This window comes from Rhizobacter sp. P2_G4 (assembly GCF_056403575.1).
The window spans coordinates 511,340-529,433 of the sequence record NZ_JBFUFG010000003.1; the positions used below are offsets into that span (position 1 = coordinate 511,340).

Annotated in this window: 14 protein-coding genes; 3 read left to right on the forward strand and 11 right to left on the reverse strand. The window is 67.7% G+C overall.

All coding sequences use genetic code 11. From position 1 onward, the window contains the following. Positions 1-2: 2 nt before the first annotated feature. From AC1DYS_RS15245 to AC1DYS_RS15255, 3 genes are all read left to right on the forward strand, one after another. Positions 3-1,034, forward strand: coding sequence for an amidohydrolase family protein (locus tag AC1DYS_RS15245; protein ID WP_477900515.1), 1,032 nt, complete (start codon positions 3-5; stop codon positions 1,032-1,034). A 5-nt stretch (positions 1,035-1,039) separates the two neighbouring features. After that, positions 1,040-2,272: a glycosyltransferase gene (locus AC1DYS_RS15250; RefSeq protein WP_477900517.1), complete on the forward strand. Its 1,233-nt coding sequence runs from the start codon at positions 1,040-1,042 to the stop codon at positions 2,270-2,272. Positions 2,273-2,343: 71 nt separating this feature from the next. After that, the gene (locus AC1DYS_RS15255; protein WP_477900519.1) at positions 2,344-3,306 is read left to right on the forward strand and encodes a UDP-glucuronic acid decarboxylase family protein; all 963 of its coding nucleotides are present in this window, start codon (positions 2,344-2,346) and stop codon (positions 3,304-3,306) included. 13 nt (positions 3,307-3,319) lie between these two features. Here AC1DYS_RS15255 and AC1DYS_RS15260 read toward each other — a convergent pair whose 3' ends face one another. The 11 genes from AC1DYS_RS15260 to rpoN all read right to left on the reverse strand — a co-directional run bounded on the left by AC1DYS_RS15260 (position 3,320) and on the right by rpoN (position 18,012). After that, complete coding sequence (locus AC1DYS_RS15260) at positions 3,320-4,405, reverse strand: TAXI family TRAP transporter solute-binding subunit (RefSeq protein ID WP_477900521.1); 1,086 nt, start codon at positions 4,403-4,405, stop codon at positions 3,320-3,322. An 11-nt stretch (positions 4,406-4,416) separates the two neighbouring features. After that, a complete protein-coding gene (locus AC1DYS_RS15265; RefSeq protein WP_477900523.1) occupies positions 4,417-5,271 on the reverse strand; it encodes a hypothetical protein in 855 nt (284 codons plus the stop codon). 168 nt (positions 5,272-5,439) lie between these two features. Continuing rightward, positions 5,440-6,390, reverse strand: a complete 951-nt coding sequence (locus AC1DYS_RS15270) for a glycosyltransferase family 4 protein (RefSeq protein WP_477900525.1) — start codon at positions 6,388-6,390, stop codon at positions 5,440-5,442. A gap of 8 nt (positions 6,391-6,398) precedes the next feature. Then, positions 6,399-7,379: a glycosyltransferase family 2 protein gene (locus tag AC1DYS_RS15275; protein WP_477900527.1), complete on the reverse strand. Its 981-nt coding sequence runs from the start codon at positions 7,377-7,379 to the stop codon at positions 6,399-6,401. After that, positions 7,376-9,175: a carbamoyltransferase family protein gene (locus AC1DYS_RS15280; RefSeq protein WP_477900529.1), complete on the reverse strand. Its 1,800-nt coding sequence runs from the start codon at positions 9,173-9,175 to the stop codon at positions 7,376-7,378. The genes AC1DYS_RS15275 and AC1DYS_RS15280 overlap by 4 nt, the downstream gene beginning before the upstream one ends. Positions 9,176-9,256: 81 nt before the next feature. Next, on the reverse strand, positions 9,257-9,886 hold the full coding sequence (locus AC1DYS_RS15285) for a cysteine hydrolase family protein (RefSeq protein WP_477900531.1): 630 nt from the start codon (positions 9,884-9,886) through the stop codon (positions 9,257-9,259). Next, positions 9,886-10,650 carry an SDR family oxidoreductase gene (locus AC1DYS_RS15290; protein ID WP_477900533.1) on the reverse strand — a complete coding sequence of 255 codons (765 nt, stop codon included), beginning with the start codon at positions 10,648-10,650 and terminating at the stop codon, positions 9,886-9,888. The genes AC1DYS_RS15285 and AC1DYS_RS15290 overlap by 1 nt, the downstream gene beginning before the upstream one ends. 130 nt (positions 10,651-10,780) lie before the next feature. Then, positions 10,781-12,973, reverse strand: coding sequence for a LamG-like jellyroll fold domain-containing protein (locus AC1DYS_RS15295; RefSeq protein ID WP_477900535.1), 2,193 nt, complete (start codon positions 12,971-12,973; stop codon positions 10,781-10,783). 279 nt (positions 12,974-13,252) lie between these two features. Continuing rightward, positions 13,253-13,744: a hypothetical protein gene (locus AC1DYS_RS15300; RefSeq protein WP_477900537.1), complete on the reverse strand. Its 492-nt coding sequence runs from the start codon at positions 13,742-13,744 to the stop codon at positions 13,253-13,255. Next, positions 13,741-16,521 (reverse strand): ATP-binding cassette domain-containing protein, encoded by a 2,781-nt coding sequence (locus AC1DYS_RS15305; RefSeq protein ID WP_477900538.1) that lies wholly within the window; start codon positions 16,519-16,521, stop codon positions 13,741-13,743. The genes AC1DYS_RS15300 and AC1DYS_RS15305 overlap by 4 nt, the downstream gene beginning before the upstream one ends. 51 nt (positions 16,522-16,572) lie before the next feature. Further along, complete coding sequence (gene rpoN, locus AC1DYS_RS15310; protein ID WP_477900539.1) at positions 16,573-18,012, reverse strand: RNA polymerase factor sigma-54; 1,440 nt, start codon at positions 18,010-18,012, stop codon at positions 16,573-16,575. Between the last annotated feature and the right edge of the window lie 82 nt (positions 18,013-18,094).

The window sequence follows — 18,094 nt, forward strand, 5'->3', positions numbered from 1 at the left end:
CGATGGTCATCGACGCCCACCTGCATTGCACCGGGCGCGAGAACGGCGCCGAGGTGCTGCGCTCGCTCGACGAGGCGCAGGTCGACATCGGCGTGCTGCTCGCGCCATTCCTCAACGACGGCTACTCGCTCGACGACGCCGCCTCGCTGCGGCGCGCCAACGAGCACCTTGCGCAGCTGGTGCGCGGCCATGCCGACCGCATGGTGGGCTTTGCCGTCGTCGACCCGCGCGACCCGCATGCCGCCGACGACCTGCGCCATGCCGTCGAGACCCTGGGCTTGCGCGGCGTGAAGATGGTGCCCACCGGCTGGTACCCGTACGACGAGAAAGTGCAGCCGGTGTTCGCGGTGGCCAGCGAGCTGCGCCTGCCGGTGCTGTTCCACAGCGGCATCTTCATCGACGGGCGCTCGGGGCGCTTTTGCCGGCCGGCGTTCTTCGAGGTGATGCGCGACCACCCGGGCGCACGCGTCGCGCTCGCGCACGTCGGCTGGCCCTGGACCGACGAAGCCATTGCCGTCGGCCTGATCGACCGCATCCACGGTGTGCCGCCAGACGACGCGCAGTTCCGGCTCGACATCTCGTTCGGCCCGCCGCCGCCGTACCGGCTCGAGGTGCTGTCGCGTGCGCTCGAGGTGCTGGGGCCTGAATCGCTGCAGTTCGGCAGCGACTGTTTCCTGCCATGCCCGGGCCATCAGATCGCCGGCCGCATGCGCTGGGTGCACGAGCTGTTCGACGAACTGCAGCTCGATGCCGCCGCCCGCGAGCGCATCTGGTCGGGCACGGCGGCGGCGTGGCTTCGTTTGCCCGGCGCCTCGCCGGCCGCAGACACGCCTGGCCGGCGCGAACGCATCGCCGAAGAGGCGACGCGGGGCACCGGCCCGCCGGGCACCGCTGACATCGCTCTTTCTACCTCGTTCACCTCACCCGACACACCGCAGGCTGCTGCTCGTGCCTGCCGCCGTGCTGTGGTGCGCCCTGCCTTGCGAGCAGGCTGGTTGAACGGCCCGCGCCGCATGGCGCCGCTTTGCTGCTGACCCGCATGAACCCTATCTTTCCGATTGCGCCACCGGCCCCTGGACGAACCCGCGTGCTTGAAGTCGTCGGCAACGCGATCGTCGGAGGCATGGAGGCCTGTGTCGTCCGCCTCGTCGAGCGCCTGCCGCGCGACCGCTTCACTATCACCGTGATGTGCCCGTTCGAGAGCCGGGTGACCGACCAGTTGCGCTCACTCGATGTCGAAGTGCTCATCACGCCGATGCCCGAAGACCCGCCGTGGTCGTCCATCCTGATGGCGTGCGCGCTGGTCAAGGCCGGCGCCATCGATGTGTTGCATGCCCACATGGCGAATGCGCACCTGCTCGCCGGGCTGGCAGGGCGGCTGTGCAACAAGCCGGTGGTGACGACCATCCACAGCCGCAGCGTCTCGCCGCTGGACGTGGAGGTGCACCGCGCCGCAGGCACGCATGTGAGCGTGGTCTGCAAGCACAGCTACTTTCATGCGCTGAGCATGGGCGTGAACGCGGCGCAACTCAGCTGTGTCCCCAACGGTGTGGACACCGAGGTCTTCAAGCCGGCGCAGGGCGGTGACGCCGACTTGCGCCGGCATTTCGGCATGGCCGACGGCGCGCCGCTGATCGGCTTCGTCGGCCGCCTGTCGATCGAGAAGGGGCCGGAAGTTTTCTTGCGCTCGGTGCTGCTGATGCGCGGCGCGATGCCGTCGGCGCGATTCGTGGTGGTCGGCGATGGGCCCATGCGCCACCAGCTGGTGCAGTTCATCGAGCGCTTCGGGCTGGCCGACTGCACTTACCTGGCCGGGCTGCGCGAAGACATGCCGGCGGTCTATCGCCAGCTCGACGCGGTGGTCTCGACCTCGAACACCGAGGGCCTGCCGCTCGCGCTGATGGAGGCGATGGCGAGCGGCTTGCCAATCATCGCCACCCGCGTCGGCGGCGTGCCCGACCTGGTGGAGCAGGGCAGCACCGGCTGGCTGGTCGGCCCGCGCGATTTCGAGGCGGTGGCAAGCCAGGTCACGCGGCTGTTCGAGGTGCCGGGCGTGGCGCAGCAGATGGGTCGCCAGGCGCGCATGCGAGCGCTCGAGCGCTTCAGCATCGGCGACAGCGTGGAGCGCACGGCCGACCTGCTGGAGCGGCTCGCCGCCACCGCGAGCGGCATGGGGCAGGCGCCGCGCAGCAGCATTGGTGCCTTGGTCACCGGCACTTCACGCAAACCTGGCAACGGCGTGGCCCGCGCACAAACAAAGAACGGTGCTTGAGTGAGTCTGCGAACCGGAACGCGGTTTGCCAAGACGAAGCCATCACGGATTCGATGGAAAGGTGCAGTCTCATGTCGCAACTGGTGGTGGTGACCGGCGGCGCCGGCTTTGTGGGCAGCCATTTGTGCGACCGGCTCATTGCCGCCGGTCAGCGCGTGATTGCACTCGACGATTTCTCGACGGGCCACCCCTCGCACGTCGCGCACCTCGAGATGCAGCCCCGCTTCGAGCTGCGCGAGCACGATGTGGCCGGCCCGTGGCCGCTGGGGCTGAACGGCGTGAGCCGCATCTTCAACCTCGCGTGCCCGGCCAGCCCGGCCTATTACCAGCACCACCCGGTGCAGACCACACTCACGAGTGCCGTCGGCACGTGGCAGGTGCTGGAGGCCGCGCATGAAAGCGGCGCGCGCGTGCTGCAGGCGTCAACCAGCGAGGTCTATGGCGACCCCCAAGTGCACCCGCAGGCCGAGAGCTACCACGGCCACGTGAACCCGATCGGCCCGCGAGCCTGCTACGACGAAGGCAAGCGCGTGGCCGAGACGCTCTGCTTCGGCTACCACCTGGAGCGCGGCGTCGAAGTGCGCGTTGCGCGCCTGTTCAACAGCTACGGGCCGCGGCTGCGCTCGGGCGACGGCCGCGTGGTCAGCAACTTCATCGTGCAGGCCCTGCGCGGCGAGCCGCTGACCATCTATGGCAACGGCGAACAGACGCGCAGCTTCTGCTACGTCGACGACACGGTCGATGGCCTGCTGCGCATGATGGAGAGTGACATCGAAGGGCCCATCAACATCGGCAACCCGATCGAACACACCGTGCTCGACCTGGCCGAACGCGTGTTGCGCCTGACCGGCAGTCGTTCGCGCCTGGAGCGGCGGCCGCTGCCGCCGGACGACCCGAAGCGGCGCTGCCCCGACATCTCGCGTGCGAAGCGGCACCTGCAGTGGGAGCCGAAGGTGTCGCTCGACGACGGGCTGCGCGAGACCATCAGCTACTTCCGGCGCGAGCTGGGCATGTCGTCGCGCATGGCGGCTTAGGGCTTGTGAGCGTTCAGCGCTTCACCTGGCAGAGGCCCAGAATCGTTTCCTGTTGCGAGCACACACGCACAGGCGTGGCTTGCTTGGCTTGCGGAAGCTTTGCGATGCAACTGCGAAGCGTGCGCTCGGTGGTGGGGTAATACAGCCACCCCTGCCCGAGCTCGGGCAGGCGAAGTTCGACGTCGCGCCACTTCGGGTGGCCCTGGGTCTGCAGCTGCGCGAAGTTCTGGCACAGCGACCCGGCGAAACGCCTCAGCTGGTTGGCGACTTCCCTCACCTTGTAGTCGTAGGTCACCAGATAGGCCCGAACCGCCACGCTCGGCACGTCTTCGGTCAGCAGGTTAGGGTAGCTCGCAGCGCGCACGTTGGTGGCGAAATAGGTTTGCAGCGCAGACTTGCTCTCCGGCCGATTGGCGTCGAACTTCAGCAGCTTGATGAGCGCGCGCGCCTCGGGCTTCATATCGACCAGCAGCTTGGTCGGCTGGCCGCCCACGATCACCACCACGTCGAGCGTCTTGTCGACCGTCAGCCGGACCAGCGCATCTTCGTTGCTCAGGTAGCTCGCCTGGCCCTCGCCAATCGGCGCGCCGAACATCTGCCGGAAGATGGTGGTCGCCGACATTGCGGTGCCGCTTCGCAGCGGTCCGACATTGATCTTCGCGTCCTTGATCTCGTGGACGAAGTTGAGTGGCGAATCGGACCGCGCGATGAAGTAGATCTCCTCGTTGTACAGCGGCATGACCACGCGCAGCGGCCCGATCATCGTGCCCGCGTCGGCGTTTCCGTTCGCGGCGAGGTCGAGAAAGGCCTGGTACACGTCGGATTGCACCAACGCCAGCTTGACGCCCGGTTCGTAGCGCAAGCGCTCCACGTTCTCGGACGAGCCGACCGAGGGCAAGGCCTGCAGTTGAATGCCGGCGTCCGGCGCGACCAGCTTGGCGAGGTCTTTCCCGATCTGGATGTAGGTGCCGCGTTCCGACGCGGTGACGATCTTGTACTGCGGGTCGGCCGCCACGGCCGCGGTGGAAAACAACGCCGGAAACGACGCCAGCACGGCCTCGACCGCGAAGGAGCAGGTCGCGGCGAGTGTCATCCGCATCGGGGTGCTCCTCAGCGTGAGCTGGCGCCGCACAGGCCCAGCGCAACAACCTGCGGTGCGCACGACACTGGCTCGGATGGAACCGGCTCCGACGGAACCGGTGCCTCGACGGCGGCCGGTGTGGCGGCGCGGCGCCTGGCCTTCACCGGCTCGGCCGCTGCAGGCTCAGGCCAAGCTTGCGCAGCCGGCACGTCGACCTGGCGTGGTACTGCGATCTTGGGCAAGGGCGCGGCAGCGGCCGGTTCGATCATCGGCCGCACGGCAGGCGGCGCTACGTACGCCGTGGGCACCAGCGTGGCCTCGGGCGCGGTTGCAGATGTGGGTGCGGGTGCCGTGCTCGCGAAGGCGGGCAGTTCTGCTTCCTCGTTGCCCGTCATGCTGCGCACGATCAGGTAGGTGCCGAGCACCATCACGACCGACGCGGCGCACGCAGCAACCGTCGTGAGCCGCCGCGACGCATCGCGCCGCCGCATGAACTGCAATGCAAGTTCGCTTTCCGGGTGGTCGTTGGCGGCCGTCCGGAAGTCCGTGGCTTCGTCATGCAGGATGGGAAAGAAGCTCGGCTCCGGGTCGGCTCGGCGCTGCAGCTCGGGTTGCGGCTGGAATTGGGGCTCGTCTGGTGGCTCAAGCTGTGGATCGAGCTCATCCAGGGGTACGGTGAGCTCAGGAGCAGGCCCTGCAGCCGCTGGCTCTGCAACCGGAGGCTGCTGCTGCAGCTCGAAGTCGGATGGCCGCGGGGGGGTATTCAGCAGCGGCGCTTCGCAACTCCAACAGACACGCGCCGTCACGCCGTTGTCGGCGGCGCAGTTCGGGCAGGGCAACAAGTGATACAGGCGCGTGGCTCCCGCTGCAGCAGTTGTTCCCATGTCAGTTCCCTTCGATCAACTGCGCGGCAGCCCAACTCACGCGTCGCGCACAGGGTCGATCAAGCTCCCACGCAGGGGCCTTGTCAATCCAAGGTTGTCCGGAAGGCGATCCCTCAATCAGGTGCTTCTCGGGAATCGTTTGCCGACCATCGTTTGCCGGCGTGTCCCCTATCCCGCCACCTCGCGCAGCGCCGACATCCAGTCGCCAACGAAGCGCTCGATGCCGAATCGCTCTTCGGCCATCTGTCGCCCCGCCTCACCCAGCCGACGCGCCTCGGCCGGGTCGGCGATCAGCCCGCGCATCGCGTCGACCAGCGTGCCGATGCGCGTGTCGACGATGCCGTTGACGCCGCTGTGGATCACCGAGGCGAGCTCGGTGGTCGCCAGGCCGACGACGGGCGCGCCGACGCGCATCGCCTCGATCACTGCCAGGCCGAGGCTGGTGTAGCGGATCGGGTTGAAGAAAAAGCGATGCGCAGCCATGCGCTCGGGCAGCTCGTGGTGGGTCACTTCGCCGGCGCCGCCGCACGACTCGCTGCCCATGCCGACCAGCGACAGCGGCACCTGGCGCGCGGCTTCACGGTACACATCGAGGCCCAGGCGGCGGCCGCGGCGTTCGATGTTGTTCACCACCACCAGGCCGCTTTCGACGCGGCCGTGCCAGCGCACGTCGGCCAGCGGCTTCACGCCGTGTTCGATCACGCGAGTGGGCGTGACGCCGCTGTCCCACATCAGCGCATTGAAGTGCGTCACATGGACCAGCAGCATCTGCGCGTCCTGCGCCCAGTGGATGGTGTTGGTCGGGTGCTGCTGGGGCGGGTCGTGCTCCAGGTAGATGCGCGGCGATGCGCGTTGTGCGGGCGTCAGCAACTGGTGCTGCTCTTCTTCCCAGGCAGAGCGCGACTGGAACAGGATCACGTCGAACGCCATGCGCTGGATCTCTTCGACGCGCGCTTCGTGCACGTTGTCACCCCACGGCAACGTGCCGCTGCGGCCGCTGTGGTGGGTGGAACGCGCCGCATCGGTCACGAGGTAGAAATCGTGCGGAACCTGGGTCAGGTAGTAGAGGTAGTTGCCATGCACATGCCAGGTCAGGATGCGCAGGCGGCGCTTCGGCAAGGCGGCGTTCACAGGAAGAACACCCTGAAATGCAGCGCGCCACGCAGCCGCCAGTAGACCGAGAGGAAGGGAATGAGCGCCGAGGTGGCGAGCATCTCCAGCACGTGGTCCACCTGGTGGCTGGTGTGGCGCAGGCGCTTGCCGGCCAACTGCAGCACCAGGCTCAGTGCCAGCAAGGCGGCCACCACGGCCATCGGCATCTCGCCCAGCACCAGCAGAACGAGGGTGGCCACTCCCAGCGCCACGATGGCGTAGTAGTTCCACGGCGGCGTTCGCCGGATGCGTTCACGGTACAGGCGCGGGTGCTTCTTGTAGAGCAGCGCGTCGAAGAAGGTGTTGCGCTGCTGTGAGAGGCTCAGGCCCCAGGGTGCTTTGCGCACCGGGTGCGTCACCTCCGCTTCGGCGCAGCGGCCGACCGGGCCGGCCTGGGCCATCAAGCGGAACTGCAGGTCCGAGTCTTCGCGCCATGCGCGGGTAAAGCGCTCGTCGAAGCCGTCGACCTTCTCCAGCGCCCAGCGCCACACGAAGGCATTGGCGGTCACGAACTCGGCCGAGCTCAGGCCTTCGGTCATGCGCGCGTGGTCGGTCGGCGATTCGGGCATCGGCACGCTGACGCGCCCGCACACTGCCACCAGCTCGGGCTGCGCACGCAGCGCGCGCTCGCCGGCCGGCAGCCAGAACGGCGCGGGCACCGTGTCATCGTCGGTGAAAGCGATCAGCTCGCCACGCGCCGCGCGCCACCCCGCGTTGCGCGCCACCGCCGGGCCGCGGCCGGTGCTCGGGCGCAGGTAGCGCAAGCTGCTCAGCGGGCCGAGGTCGCGGGCGATCTCCGTCACCACGCGCTGCGTCTCGTCGTCGTGCCCGTCGTCGACGACGATGATCTCGTAGCTGTCGGGCGACAAGCGCTGGTCGAGCACCGCGTTCAGGCAGCGCAACAGCAGGTCGGGCCGGCGATAGGTCGGTATGACGACCGAGATCCGAGGTGTCATGTCAAAAGGGTCTCCGTTCTTTTCTCGACGATGAAGTTGCCGATGGCCAGTGCGTCCAGCGGCGTGCTGTAGAAGGCTTCAATCGCGGCGCGTGGCGCGCAGACGATGGGCTCGCCGCGCACGTTGAACGAGGTGTTCACCAGCACCGGCACGCCGGTGAGCTGGCCGAAGGCGCGCAGCAGCGCGTGGAAACGCGGGTTGGTGTCGTGCTCGACGGTCTGCACGCGGGCGGTGTGGTCGGTGTGGCAGGCCGATGGAATGCGCTCGCCCTTGCCCGGCATCACCTCGTAGACGAAGAGCATGAACGGCGACTTGCCGCCGTTGGCTTCCGCCGGGATGAACCATTCGCCGAGGTTCTCTTCGGGAATGGCCGGCGCGACGGGGCGGAAGTCCTCGCGGTCCTTCAGCTCGTTGAGGCGCGCCTGCATCATCGGGTCGATCGGTGAGGCGAGGATGGAGCGGGCGCCGAGCGCACGCGGGCCGTACTCCATGCGGCCCTGGAACCAACCGATGATCTTGTTGTTGGCAAGCAGCTTGGCGGTCTCCTGCGCGAGGTCGTCCACGCGCCGGTACGGCAGCTTGGCCCATTTCAGCAAGGTCTCGATCTCGTCGTCGCTGTAGCCTGGGCCGAGGTAGGGGTGCTCCATTTGCCAGCGGCGCGGCGCAAAGGTGTTGACGGCGCTGGCGGAGCTGACGGCCGTGTTGCCCGGCTCCATGCCGCGGCGTTCACGTGCGTCGGTCCACAGGGCGGCGCCGAGCGCGGTGCCTGCGTCGCCAGCGGCCGGCTGCACCCACACCGCGTCGAAGATGCCGCTGTCGCGCAGGCGCGAGTTCATCACGCAGTTCAGCGCCACGCCGCCGGCCATGGCCAGCTGGCGTTCGCCGCTGCTCTCGCGCAGCCACGCGGCGATCTCGAGCACCACGCTCTCCAGCACGTCTTGCAGCGAGGCGGCGAGGTCGAGGTGCTGCTCTTCCAGCGTGGTGCCCGGCACGCGCGCCGGGCCGGCCAGGGCCACGAGGTCGAGCGGTGCGATCGTGTAGATGCCACGGTCGCCGATGCGGATGAGCTCGCGCAAGGCCTTCGCGTAGTGCGGCGTGCCGAGGGCGGCCAGCGCCATCACCTTGTATTCGTCGCTCGAATGCAGAAAGCCCAGGTGCGTGGTGATGCGCTCGTAGAGCATGCCCAGCGAGTGCGGCATCAGCACCTCGCCCATCGGCTCGTAGCGGCTGTCGCGGTAGCGGCCGTAGGTGGTGGTGGCGTGTTCGCCGCGGCCGTCCAGCGTCATCACGGCGCAGCGCGTGAACGGTGCGGCGAGAAAGGCGCTCGCCTGGTGGCAGGTGTGGTGGTTGACGAAGTGCCAGCGATAGGGCGCATCGTCGGCGCGCACGCCGGCCAGGCGCTTGCGCAAGTGGTGCGGGTAGCCATCGGCCAGCTGCCGCGGCGCGTTCACGATGTAGGCGGCGAAGAGCGGGTCCCATGGGTTTTCCCACTGCGTCTGGGGCTGGGCCGAGGGCTCCATCGGCAGGCTCAGCGTCGGCGCCGCGCGGTCGCCGAGAAAGTGCTGTGGGTCGTAGCTGTAGGCCACGTGGTCGACCTGCCGCAGCGTGATGTTGGCCTGGCGCAGGCAGTAGTCGATGGCGTTGAAGGGCAGCTCCCACGCCGAGAAGGGCAGCGGCCGCTTGCCGTGCTTGATGCGCGTGAAGCGCTCTTCTTCAGCGGCGGCGATGGTCACGCCATCGACCACCAGCGCTGCGGCCGAATCGTGAAAGGCTGCATTGATTCCGAGTGTGATCATGCCGGGTGATCCTTGAGAAGTGTTGGGGGGTGCTGCTTCCGTTTGGCAAGCCGCATGCCGGTGGGACCGGCATGCCGCCGCTCACGCGGGTGGCCTCCTTGTCGACGATTTGCGGACGTCGGCCTTCATCACGCGCGCCATGTGCGCCAGCGCGGCTTTCTTGTAGTCCGGCGATTCGGCGGCCGTGCAGTCGCTCGGTACCCACAGCTTGTAGCCGTGCAGGGTGGCGTCCATGGCGGTGAGCTGCACGCAGATGTCGGTAGCCAGGCCGGCCAGCACCAGCGTGTGCGCATGCATCTGCGTCAGCACGAGGTCCAGCGGCGTGCTGAAAAAGGCCGAGTGCCGCGGCTTCAGCAGCACCAGGTCTTCGGGCGCGGGCGAGAGCCGGCGCGCGATGTAGCCGGTCGGGCCGGGCTGCGCTTCGCAGTAGGCGAGCAGCTCGCGAAAGTCCGAGCGCCAGACGCCGTAGTTGTCGTTCGCGTAGATGGTCGCCACCCCTTCGCGCGCCAGCCGGCGCTTGAGCCGGGCGGTGGCGTGCGCCGCTTCCATCGCCGGCTCGGCCAGTTTCTCGGCACCCGGAAACTGCAGCGGGTTGATCACGTCGACCAGCAGCAGCACCGTGCTGCTTCGCGGCAGCGTGGCCTGCGCGCCGACCGCGAGCGAGGGCCGTTTCGGCGGTTCTGCCGTCAGCGGTTGGTCGCCGCGCTTCATCAAGGCCAGGAGGTTTCGCGCATCGGCAGCACGGTGATCTCGGGCACCACGGTTTCGTCCGGCTGGGTGAGCACGAAGCGCACGGCGCGCGCCACGTTGAGCGGGTCTTGCAGCACGCCGGGGTCGATGTCGGGAAAGCGGTCCAGCAGGAACGGCGTGCGCATGCCGCCGGCCACCACGGCCGTCACCTTGATGCCTTGCGGGCGCAGCTCGGCATGCAACGCATGCGACAGCCCGAGCAGCCCCCACTTGGTGGCGTGGTACGCAGCCGCGTTGGGCCAGGCGCGCTTGGAGGCCGTCGACGCGATGTTGACGATGTGCCCGCCGCCGCCCGCGGCCGTCTTCGGCCCCATGATCGCGGCCGCGTGCTTGGCCACGTAGAACGGCCCGGTGAGGTTGGTTCGCACCACGCGTTCCCAGTCTTCGCCGCTCAGCTCGGCAATGGGCACGGTGATGTCGATGGCGGCGTTGTTGATCACCGCATCCAGCCGACCGAAGCGCTCCCGCACCGACGAAAGCGCCTTCGCCACCTGGCCCTCGTCGCCAACGTCCAGCGGCAGCGCGAGCGCCTGGATGCCGCTTTCGTTCAGGACGGCGGCACGGTCCTGCGCCCGCTCGATCGCCATGTCGGCGATGACGAGCTGCGCGCCTTCTTCGCCGAGCACCTGCGCGATGGCGGCACCCAGCCCACGCGATCCGCCGGTGATGACGACGACGCGACCGCGCAGCGATTCATGGGCAGAGGATGCGGAGGAAACGGACATGGAAGCTCCTTGGGATGTGAACGAGTTCTTCCCATAGGGCACATGGCGTTCCCGCTTTCCCAAGCGGAGCTGCAGCAGCGTGCGTGAAACCGTTTTACTGGTTTCTGTAATCGCTTCAGGCTGGCGGCGATCAGGCGGCTGCCAGAGCCGCGATCTGACGGGAGGTCAGCGCACCGCGGTAGACGCGGAAGTCCTGCATGCGGCCCTTGAAGAACGGGTCGACGGCATATTGGGAGCGGCCGAGCCAGTTCTGGGTCGTCTTGCCCATCTGGAAGGGAGCGAAGTCGATGTCGTTGTTGGTCGCCATCGCGAACCCATCGACGTAGAGCGTGCCGACGGTGCCGAAGAGCGTGACAGCCACATGAACCCACGTGTTGGGTGCAATCCGGGCGGGTGCCTGGATGTTCTGTTCACCCCAGTAGCGCGTGCCGGTTGTCGAGAAGCGGATGTTGCCCGACGCGTTGAGGATGAGGGCGGCGTAGGCGATGTCGCTGGTGCCGAAGTCGAAGATGCGCAGGTTGCCCGAGCCGCCGTCCCAATTGATCCAGACGCCGACCGTGAAGTCGCTCACGTCGGACACGATGCCCTCGGCCAGTTCGAGGTGGCCGTCGGTGCCGTCGAGTTGGAGCGCCTTGCCGGAGACGCGGCCATCGCCCCAACCGGCACCGCCCTTGAAGGTGCCATGTTGGCGCGCGGAGCTGGTGTCCTGGGCCGTGGTGCCGCTGCCTTCATTCAATGCCAGCAGCAGGCGTGGCTCGAAGGGCAGCGCAATGCGAGCGGCGTTGGAGACGTCGGTCTCGCCATGAGGCGTGATGGCGCTGACGGCGTAGTGCCAGATGCCGTCGAAGGCTGCGTCGGTGTAAGTGCGCGGCTCGGTGACGCTCGCGATGGTGCTGAAGGGGCCATTCGCCGAGGTGCCGCGCTTCACGCTGTAGCTCGTTGCGTCGTGCACGCCCCACCACGAGAGCTGCACCTTGCCGGCGTGGAGCACGGCGGTCAGCCCGCTGGGTGTCAAGGCGCCGCTGTACGGACTCTGGGCGTGCGTGAGGGTGCCGAAGCTGGGCTCGTCACCACGCCTGTCGAGGCCTTCGGGGCGGATCTTGGCCACCATGGCCGCCATGTACGGAGCCGACAGGCCCTTGCGGTTGACGTAGTGGTTAAAGAGGATTTCCCAACCGGCGCGAATGCTGGGTCGACCCCCGCCCGAGATCACGGTCGAGGTGCCCTGCTTGTTTCGGTAGGTCGAATACGGCAGGTCCGGGAAATTGCCATTCGCATCGGCCAGGTTGCTCGCGGCAACGTACTCCGCGCCGGCCAGGACTCTGTTGTTCCAGTAGCCATACAGGTCGATGCCCTGGTTCCATGCCATCTCGCAAAGCGAAGCGATCAGCGAGATACCCAGCGACGCGTGCCCCTGGTCACGACCGCTCTCTTGCCACTGACCGAGGTAGCCGGGGTGCAGCACATACACCACATGGGCGACTGCGCCATTGCCCCGCCCGCTGAGGAAATAGCCGACCGATTCGTTGCAGAGGGCCGGCTTGTCACAGAACACGCCGATGGCGAACACGGCGCAAATGCAGCACAGGTCCCAGTTGGCCCAGTAGTTGGTGATGTCCGGGCTTTGCATCCGGGTGCCGGTGCCGTTGTGGTCGACCAGGAAGTGGCTCGCCATCGGATAGAAAACCGAATAAAGCAGATCCTGGAAGGCGGTGACGTCGGCGCTCTCCCAACCGGGATAGGTGCGCATGATCTCGGCGGCACAGGCCCACTGGTATCCGTAGATGCCGGCGGCGAGAAAACGGTCGGCATTGCCGCTGAGCCGTTTCATCGTCGACGACCAAGCGTTGAGGAACACCACCGCGCGGTCGGCGTACTTCTTGTCGCCGGACACCTTCCAGCGGACCGCCAACTGGTAGGTGCGCAGCATGTCGCCATACATCACCCCAAAGTTCGATCCGTCGCCGCCACGGACGATTTCCTCCGACGGCCGGGGCCCCGCGCCCGCTGAGGCATAAGGGCTGGAGGCGAGCGCGCCCCATCCTTCGACCCAGGGCGCTTCGTTGGAGCGAACCATCTTTGCCATGCGCTCGAAGTCGGCTTCGGTGTTGAGCAGGCCGGGGTGGGCGATCCGGCTGACCGTCAGTGTGGGCGGCGTAGCGACTGCAGTGGGCGACTCCAGCAGGGTGGACCCGTCGAACGAGCCCGGGTTCTCGCCGCTGCAGCCCATCAGCCAGGGCGCGGTGGTGCTTGCGACCAAGCCCTGCATCAGGTGTCGCCGGGTGAGCTGGTGGGGTGTTGCAGAGCTGCGCTGCGCCGTCATGTCGAAATCCTTTCGTTGAACCCGCACCATGGGCATCGGGGACGCGAAAGGTAGGCGACTGCTCCGGCAGAGTCATGACGGCAGGCTGATCAATCGAAACCGATTGCGTCTCGGATGGAGGGCCGTTGCAGCGGTCTGCGGCGAGCGTGAAATTCGCCACGGTCGTGCGCTGAAGTGCGAAGTCGCGACACGCTTGACCGACTCATGAGCGAAGCTCGTCCACGAAAAGCGAAGCGGTGGCCTGGCCCTTCGACAGGCTCAGGGCGAACGGTGAGTTGCCTAACCCGCGTGAAGCTGCTTCGCGCGCAAGGCCTCCGCATGCCGCGCCTTGGCAATGGCCCGCAGGTTGGCCGCCACGGCGGTGGCGAAGGCCTCGTCCCACCAGGCCTCGGCACCGCTCACACCGACCACGATGCCGTCGAGGCAGACGCTGCCCCACAGCAGGCTGTCGCCTTGGCGCAGCGCATGCGGCCGCGTGCTCTGCACGGTGCAGCTGTCGACCCCATGCGTCCACGCTAGCCTGGCCTTGGCACGGGCGAAGCCGGCGTAGTCGGCGTCCCATCGACTGCGTTCGCCGATGCGGTGCTCGATCAACACGGCGTCGTCGAACGAGGCGTGGCCCGGTGCGATACCGGGGTCGAGCACCACGATCACCAGGAAGCCGCTGCCGCAGACCTTCGGGTCACTCATGGCGGGGCGGATCATTGGCAGGGCCATGTCGATGGCCTCGCGAGCGGCGGCGGTGTCGGCGAAATGGCTTCCGATCTTCATACAGAGCTTTCGTGGGTTGCGGTGGGGGGCGAAGGGGTGCCCGGCGGCCCGGCACGGCCCGCCAGCGTGTAGAGCGTGAACACGAGTTCGCGCGATTCGATGGGCTTGACGAGGTGCACCTGAAAGCCGGCCATCAGCGCACGCACGCGGTCGTCGGGCTGGGCCAGGCCGGTGAGGGCCACCGCCGGCATGCGGTGATCGGCCGGCACGCCGCGCTCGGCTTCGAGCTGTCGCACGCGCTGCATCACCGAGTAGCCGTCTTCGTCGCCGAGCATGATGTCGCACAGCAAGAGGTCGGGCCATTGGCTGCTCGGGTGGCTGGCCAGCCAGCCCATGGCGCTCTGGCCGTTGTCGAACGACAGCACCTCCGCGCCTTCGACCGACAGCACCATGCCGAGCGCTTGCCGCGCGTCGTTCTGGTCGTCGATCACCATCAGGCGCAGGTCGCGCAGGGGCCGGTCGACCTGCGGAGCCGGCGTGGCATGCGCCGCGGGGCGCACGTCGGCCGCGACGGCACGCAGTGGCAGCTCGACGACGAATCGCATGCCGCTGACGGCCGAAGGTGGAACGATGTTGAAGCTGCCGCCCTGGCGCTCGACGGTCGAGCGCAGCGCCATCGGGTCGAGCGGCGTGCCGTCGCCATGCAACTGCATCCACTCGCCGTTCGGTTCGCCGACCGCGCGTGACTCGTGCCGGCCGTCGGTCACGCTCAGGCAGGCGTTGCCGTCGTGCCGTTCGAGCTTGAGCTCCACGCGGCCGCCGACCGGCGTGGTCTGCAGCGCGGCCGTGCACAGTTCTCCCAGCACCTGGGCCAGCGTGCTGGGGTCGCCGGTCACGCTCGCGTTGTCGATGTTGATGTCGGTGTGCAGCCGCACGTGGCGCGCGTCGATCGCGCCGCGCAGGCCGTCGATCGCATTGGCCACCAGCGCGATCAGGTTGACCGGCTGCCGCGCCATCTGCCGCTCCAGGCGCTCGAACTGCTGCTGTTGCCGCTGCAGGTTCCACAGCTGCGCGTAGAGGCCGTCGCGTTCGAGCAGCGCTTCGTGCTGGCCGCGTTCGACGATGCGGCCCTTGTCCATCACGATGATTTCGTTGGCGTTCACCACCGTCGACAGCCGGTGTGCGATGACGAGCGCGGTGCGGCCTTCGGCAATGCGGTCGAGCTCGCTCTGGATCGCACGTTCGGCGCGCGTGTCGAGCGCCGAGGTTGCCTCGTCGAAGATCATGATCGGTGGGTTCTTCAAGAAGGCGCGTGCGATCGCGATGCGCTGCTTCTCGCCGCCTGAGAGCTTCATCCCGCGCTCGCCTACCACCGTGTCGTATTGCTGCGGCAGCGAGAGGATGAACTCATGCACCTGCGCCGCCTTGGCGGCCTCGACCACCTCGGCAATGCGCGCGCCCTGGCGGCCATAGGCGATGTTGTAGGCAATGGTGTCGTTGAAGAGCACCGTGTCTTGCGGCACCACGCCGATCGACTCGCGCAGCGACTTCAGCGTCACCGCCCGCAGGTCTTGTGCGTCGACGGTCACGCGGCCGCCGTTCACGTCGTACAGCCGCAGCAGCAGCCGCGCGAGCGTCGATTTGCCCGAGCCGCTTCCGCCCACCACCGCCACCGTGTGGCCGGCGGGCACGCTGAGGCTCACGTCGAACAGCACCTGGCGGCCCGCTTCGTAAGAGAAGTCGACGTGCTCGAAGGACACCGCGCCGCCGCGCACCTGCAGCGAGGTGGTGCCGGGGCGGTCTTCGATGTCGGGCTTCTGGTCCAGCAGCGCGAAGAGCTTCTCGGTGTTGACGAGCGCGTCGCTCGCTTCGCGAAACACGAAGCCGAGCGAGTTCAGCGGCAGGCAGATCTGGATCACGTAGGCGTTGAGCAGCACCAGGTCACCGACCGTCATGAAGCCGCGCACCGTCTGCTCGGCGGCCAGCAGCATCACCGCCGCCACCCCCGTTGCGATCACCGCGCTCTGGCCGATGTGCAGCGCCGACAGCGAGCGCTGGTTGACGATGGTGCCTTGCACCCATTGCTCGCAGATGGCAGCGTAGCGCTGGCGCTCGTAGTCTTCGCGCGCGTAGGTCTTCACGGTCTCGTAGTTCAGCAGGCTGTCGACCAGCCGGCCGCTGGCGCGCGAGTCCATCTCGTTGACGCGGCGCTGGCGCAGCTCGCGCTTCTGCGTGAGCCAGGTGGTCAGCGCGGCGTAGACGCAGAAGGTGCAGATGATGACCAGCGTGAACCACGCGCTGTAGGCGCTCGCAAGCACCACCAGCACCGCGGTGAACTCCACCAGCGTGGGCACCACGGTGAAGAGGCCGGCGCCGAGCAGGAAGCCCACGCCCGCGGTGCCGCGTTCCACATCACGGATCAGCGAGCCGGTGTTGCGCTGCACGTGGAAGCGCGGGCTGAGCGACATCAAATGCGCAAAGCTGCGCTCCGACACCGCCGTCACCGTGCGCTGCGTGACGGGTGCGAAGGCCAGGTCGCGCAGCTCGGTGAACACCGTGCCCAGAAAGCGCATCAGGGCATAGCTGATCAGCAGGAAGACCGGCAGCACCAGGATCATCTGGCGCACTGCAGGCTCCGTGCCGGCAGTCAGGCTTTCGGTCATGACGTCGGGCCGGCTGAAGCGGTCGACGATGGCCTTCAGCAGCAAGGGCACCGTCACACCCGCGGCCTTGGCCAGAACGAGGAACGCCATGGCCAGCAGCGTGCGGCGCCGATGCGCCCACGCGGCGTCCCAGAGGCCGGCGAAGACGCGGCGCTTGTCGACAACGGCAGTCATGCCGGCGAGGTGCAATCGACGTGCCGTATGGCGTAACGGACGGGTGCCCGCTCAGGTCTCAGGCGTGGCCACCCGGCGCCGCCCGACCGACTCCACCTGCAGCTGGTGGCGGTACTTGGTGACCGTGCGGCGCGCCAGAGAAAACCCCTGCTGCGCGAGCTGGCGGGTGATCTCTGCGTCAGACAGCGGGCGGCCCGGCCGCTCGTGGTCGAGCATCTCCTTGATCAGCCCACGCATCGCGGTGCCCGAGAACGCGTCGCCGCTGGTCGCCGTCATGGCGCGCGAGAAAAAGTACTTCAGCTCGAACACCCCCATCGGCGTCGACATGTACTTGTTGTTGGTCACGCGGGAGACGGTCGACTCGTGCACGCCGACCTCGTCGGCAATCTCCTTCAGGCCCATCGGCTTCATGGCCAGCGGCCCATAGTCGAAGAAGTGCTGCTGGCGCTTCACGATGGCCTGCGACACCCCGAGGATGGTCGCGAAGCGCTGTTCCACGTTGCGCAATGTCCAGCGCGCCTCGCGCAGCTGTTCGGCCAGTTCCGGGTGCATGGCCCGCTGGCGCTGGAACATCTCGGCGTACACCTTGTGCAGCCGCACCTTGGGCACGATGGCCGGGTTGAGCGACACCGTCCACACCTTGCGCACTTTTTTCACCATCACGTCGGGCACCACGTAACGGATACCGACGTCGCCGAAGCGCCAGCCCGGCTTCGGGTCCAGGCGGCGGATGCTGGCGCAGGCGGCTGCCACCACGTCGGCCGGGCGGCCCAAAACCCGGGCCAGTGCGGACACGTCCTTGGCGGCCAGGTTTTCCAGCCGCTCGGTGATGATGGTGCGGGCCAGCTCCCGCTGCTCCGGGCAGGCAATGGAGCCCAGCTGCAGCAGCAGGCATTCGACGACGTTGCGCGCGCCCACGCCAGCCGGCTCCAGCGACTGCACGCGCCGCAGGGCAATCTGCAGCTCGTCGACCGTGGCCGGCGGGTCGAGCTGCGTCACGGCGATCAGTTCCTCGAGGTTGCCCAGGCGCAGGTAGCCGTCATCGTCGAGCGAGTCGACCACCGCCTTGGCCAGCACCAGGTCGCGCGGCGACAACGGCAACACGTTCAGCTGCCCGTGCAGGTTGTCTGCCAGCGATATCTCCAGCGGCACCCGGTTCATCGGCGAGCCGTCGCCGTCTTCGGCGTGCGAGCCGTTCGCCGAGCCATCGGCGATCCAGTTGTCGCGTTCGTCGTCGTCGTCACCGGCGTCGGCCGGTGCCGTGCTCTGGATTTCGGGCGTGTCGGCCGACAAGGGGCTGAGCGGCAGGGCCGCGTTGGCTTCCGCTGGCGTGCCCTCGTCGTCTTCCACCGCGTCGAGGAACGGGTTCGTCCCGAGTGCACCTTCGACCGTTTGCGCGAATTCTGTTGAAGACAGTTGAAGCAGGCGTACCGCTTGCTGCAAGCGAGGTGAGAGGGTTTGCTGCTGCCGTTGTTCGGCATGCATCTTCATGGAAGGCATTGACGTGGGGTCTCCGAGGTTCAGCGGTGTGATGAGCGTGGCGTCGACACTCAATAAGGCAATGCCCATACCG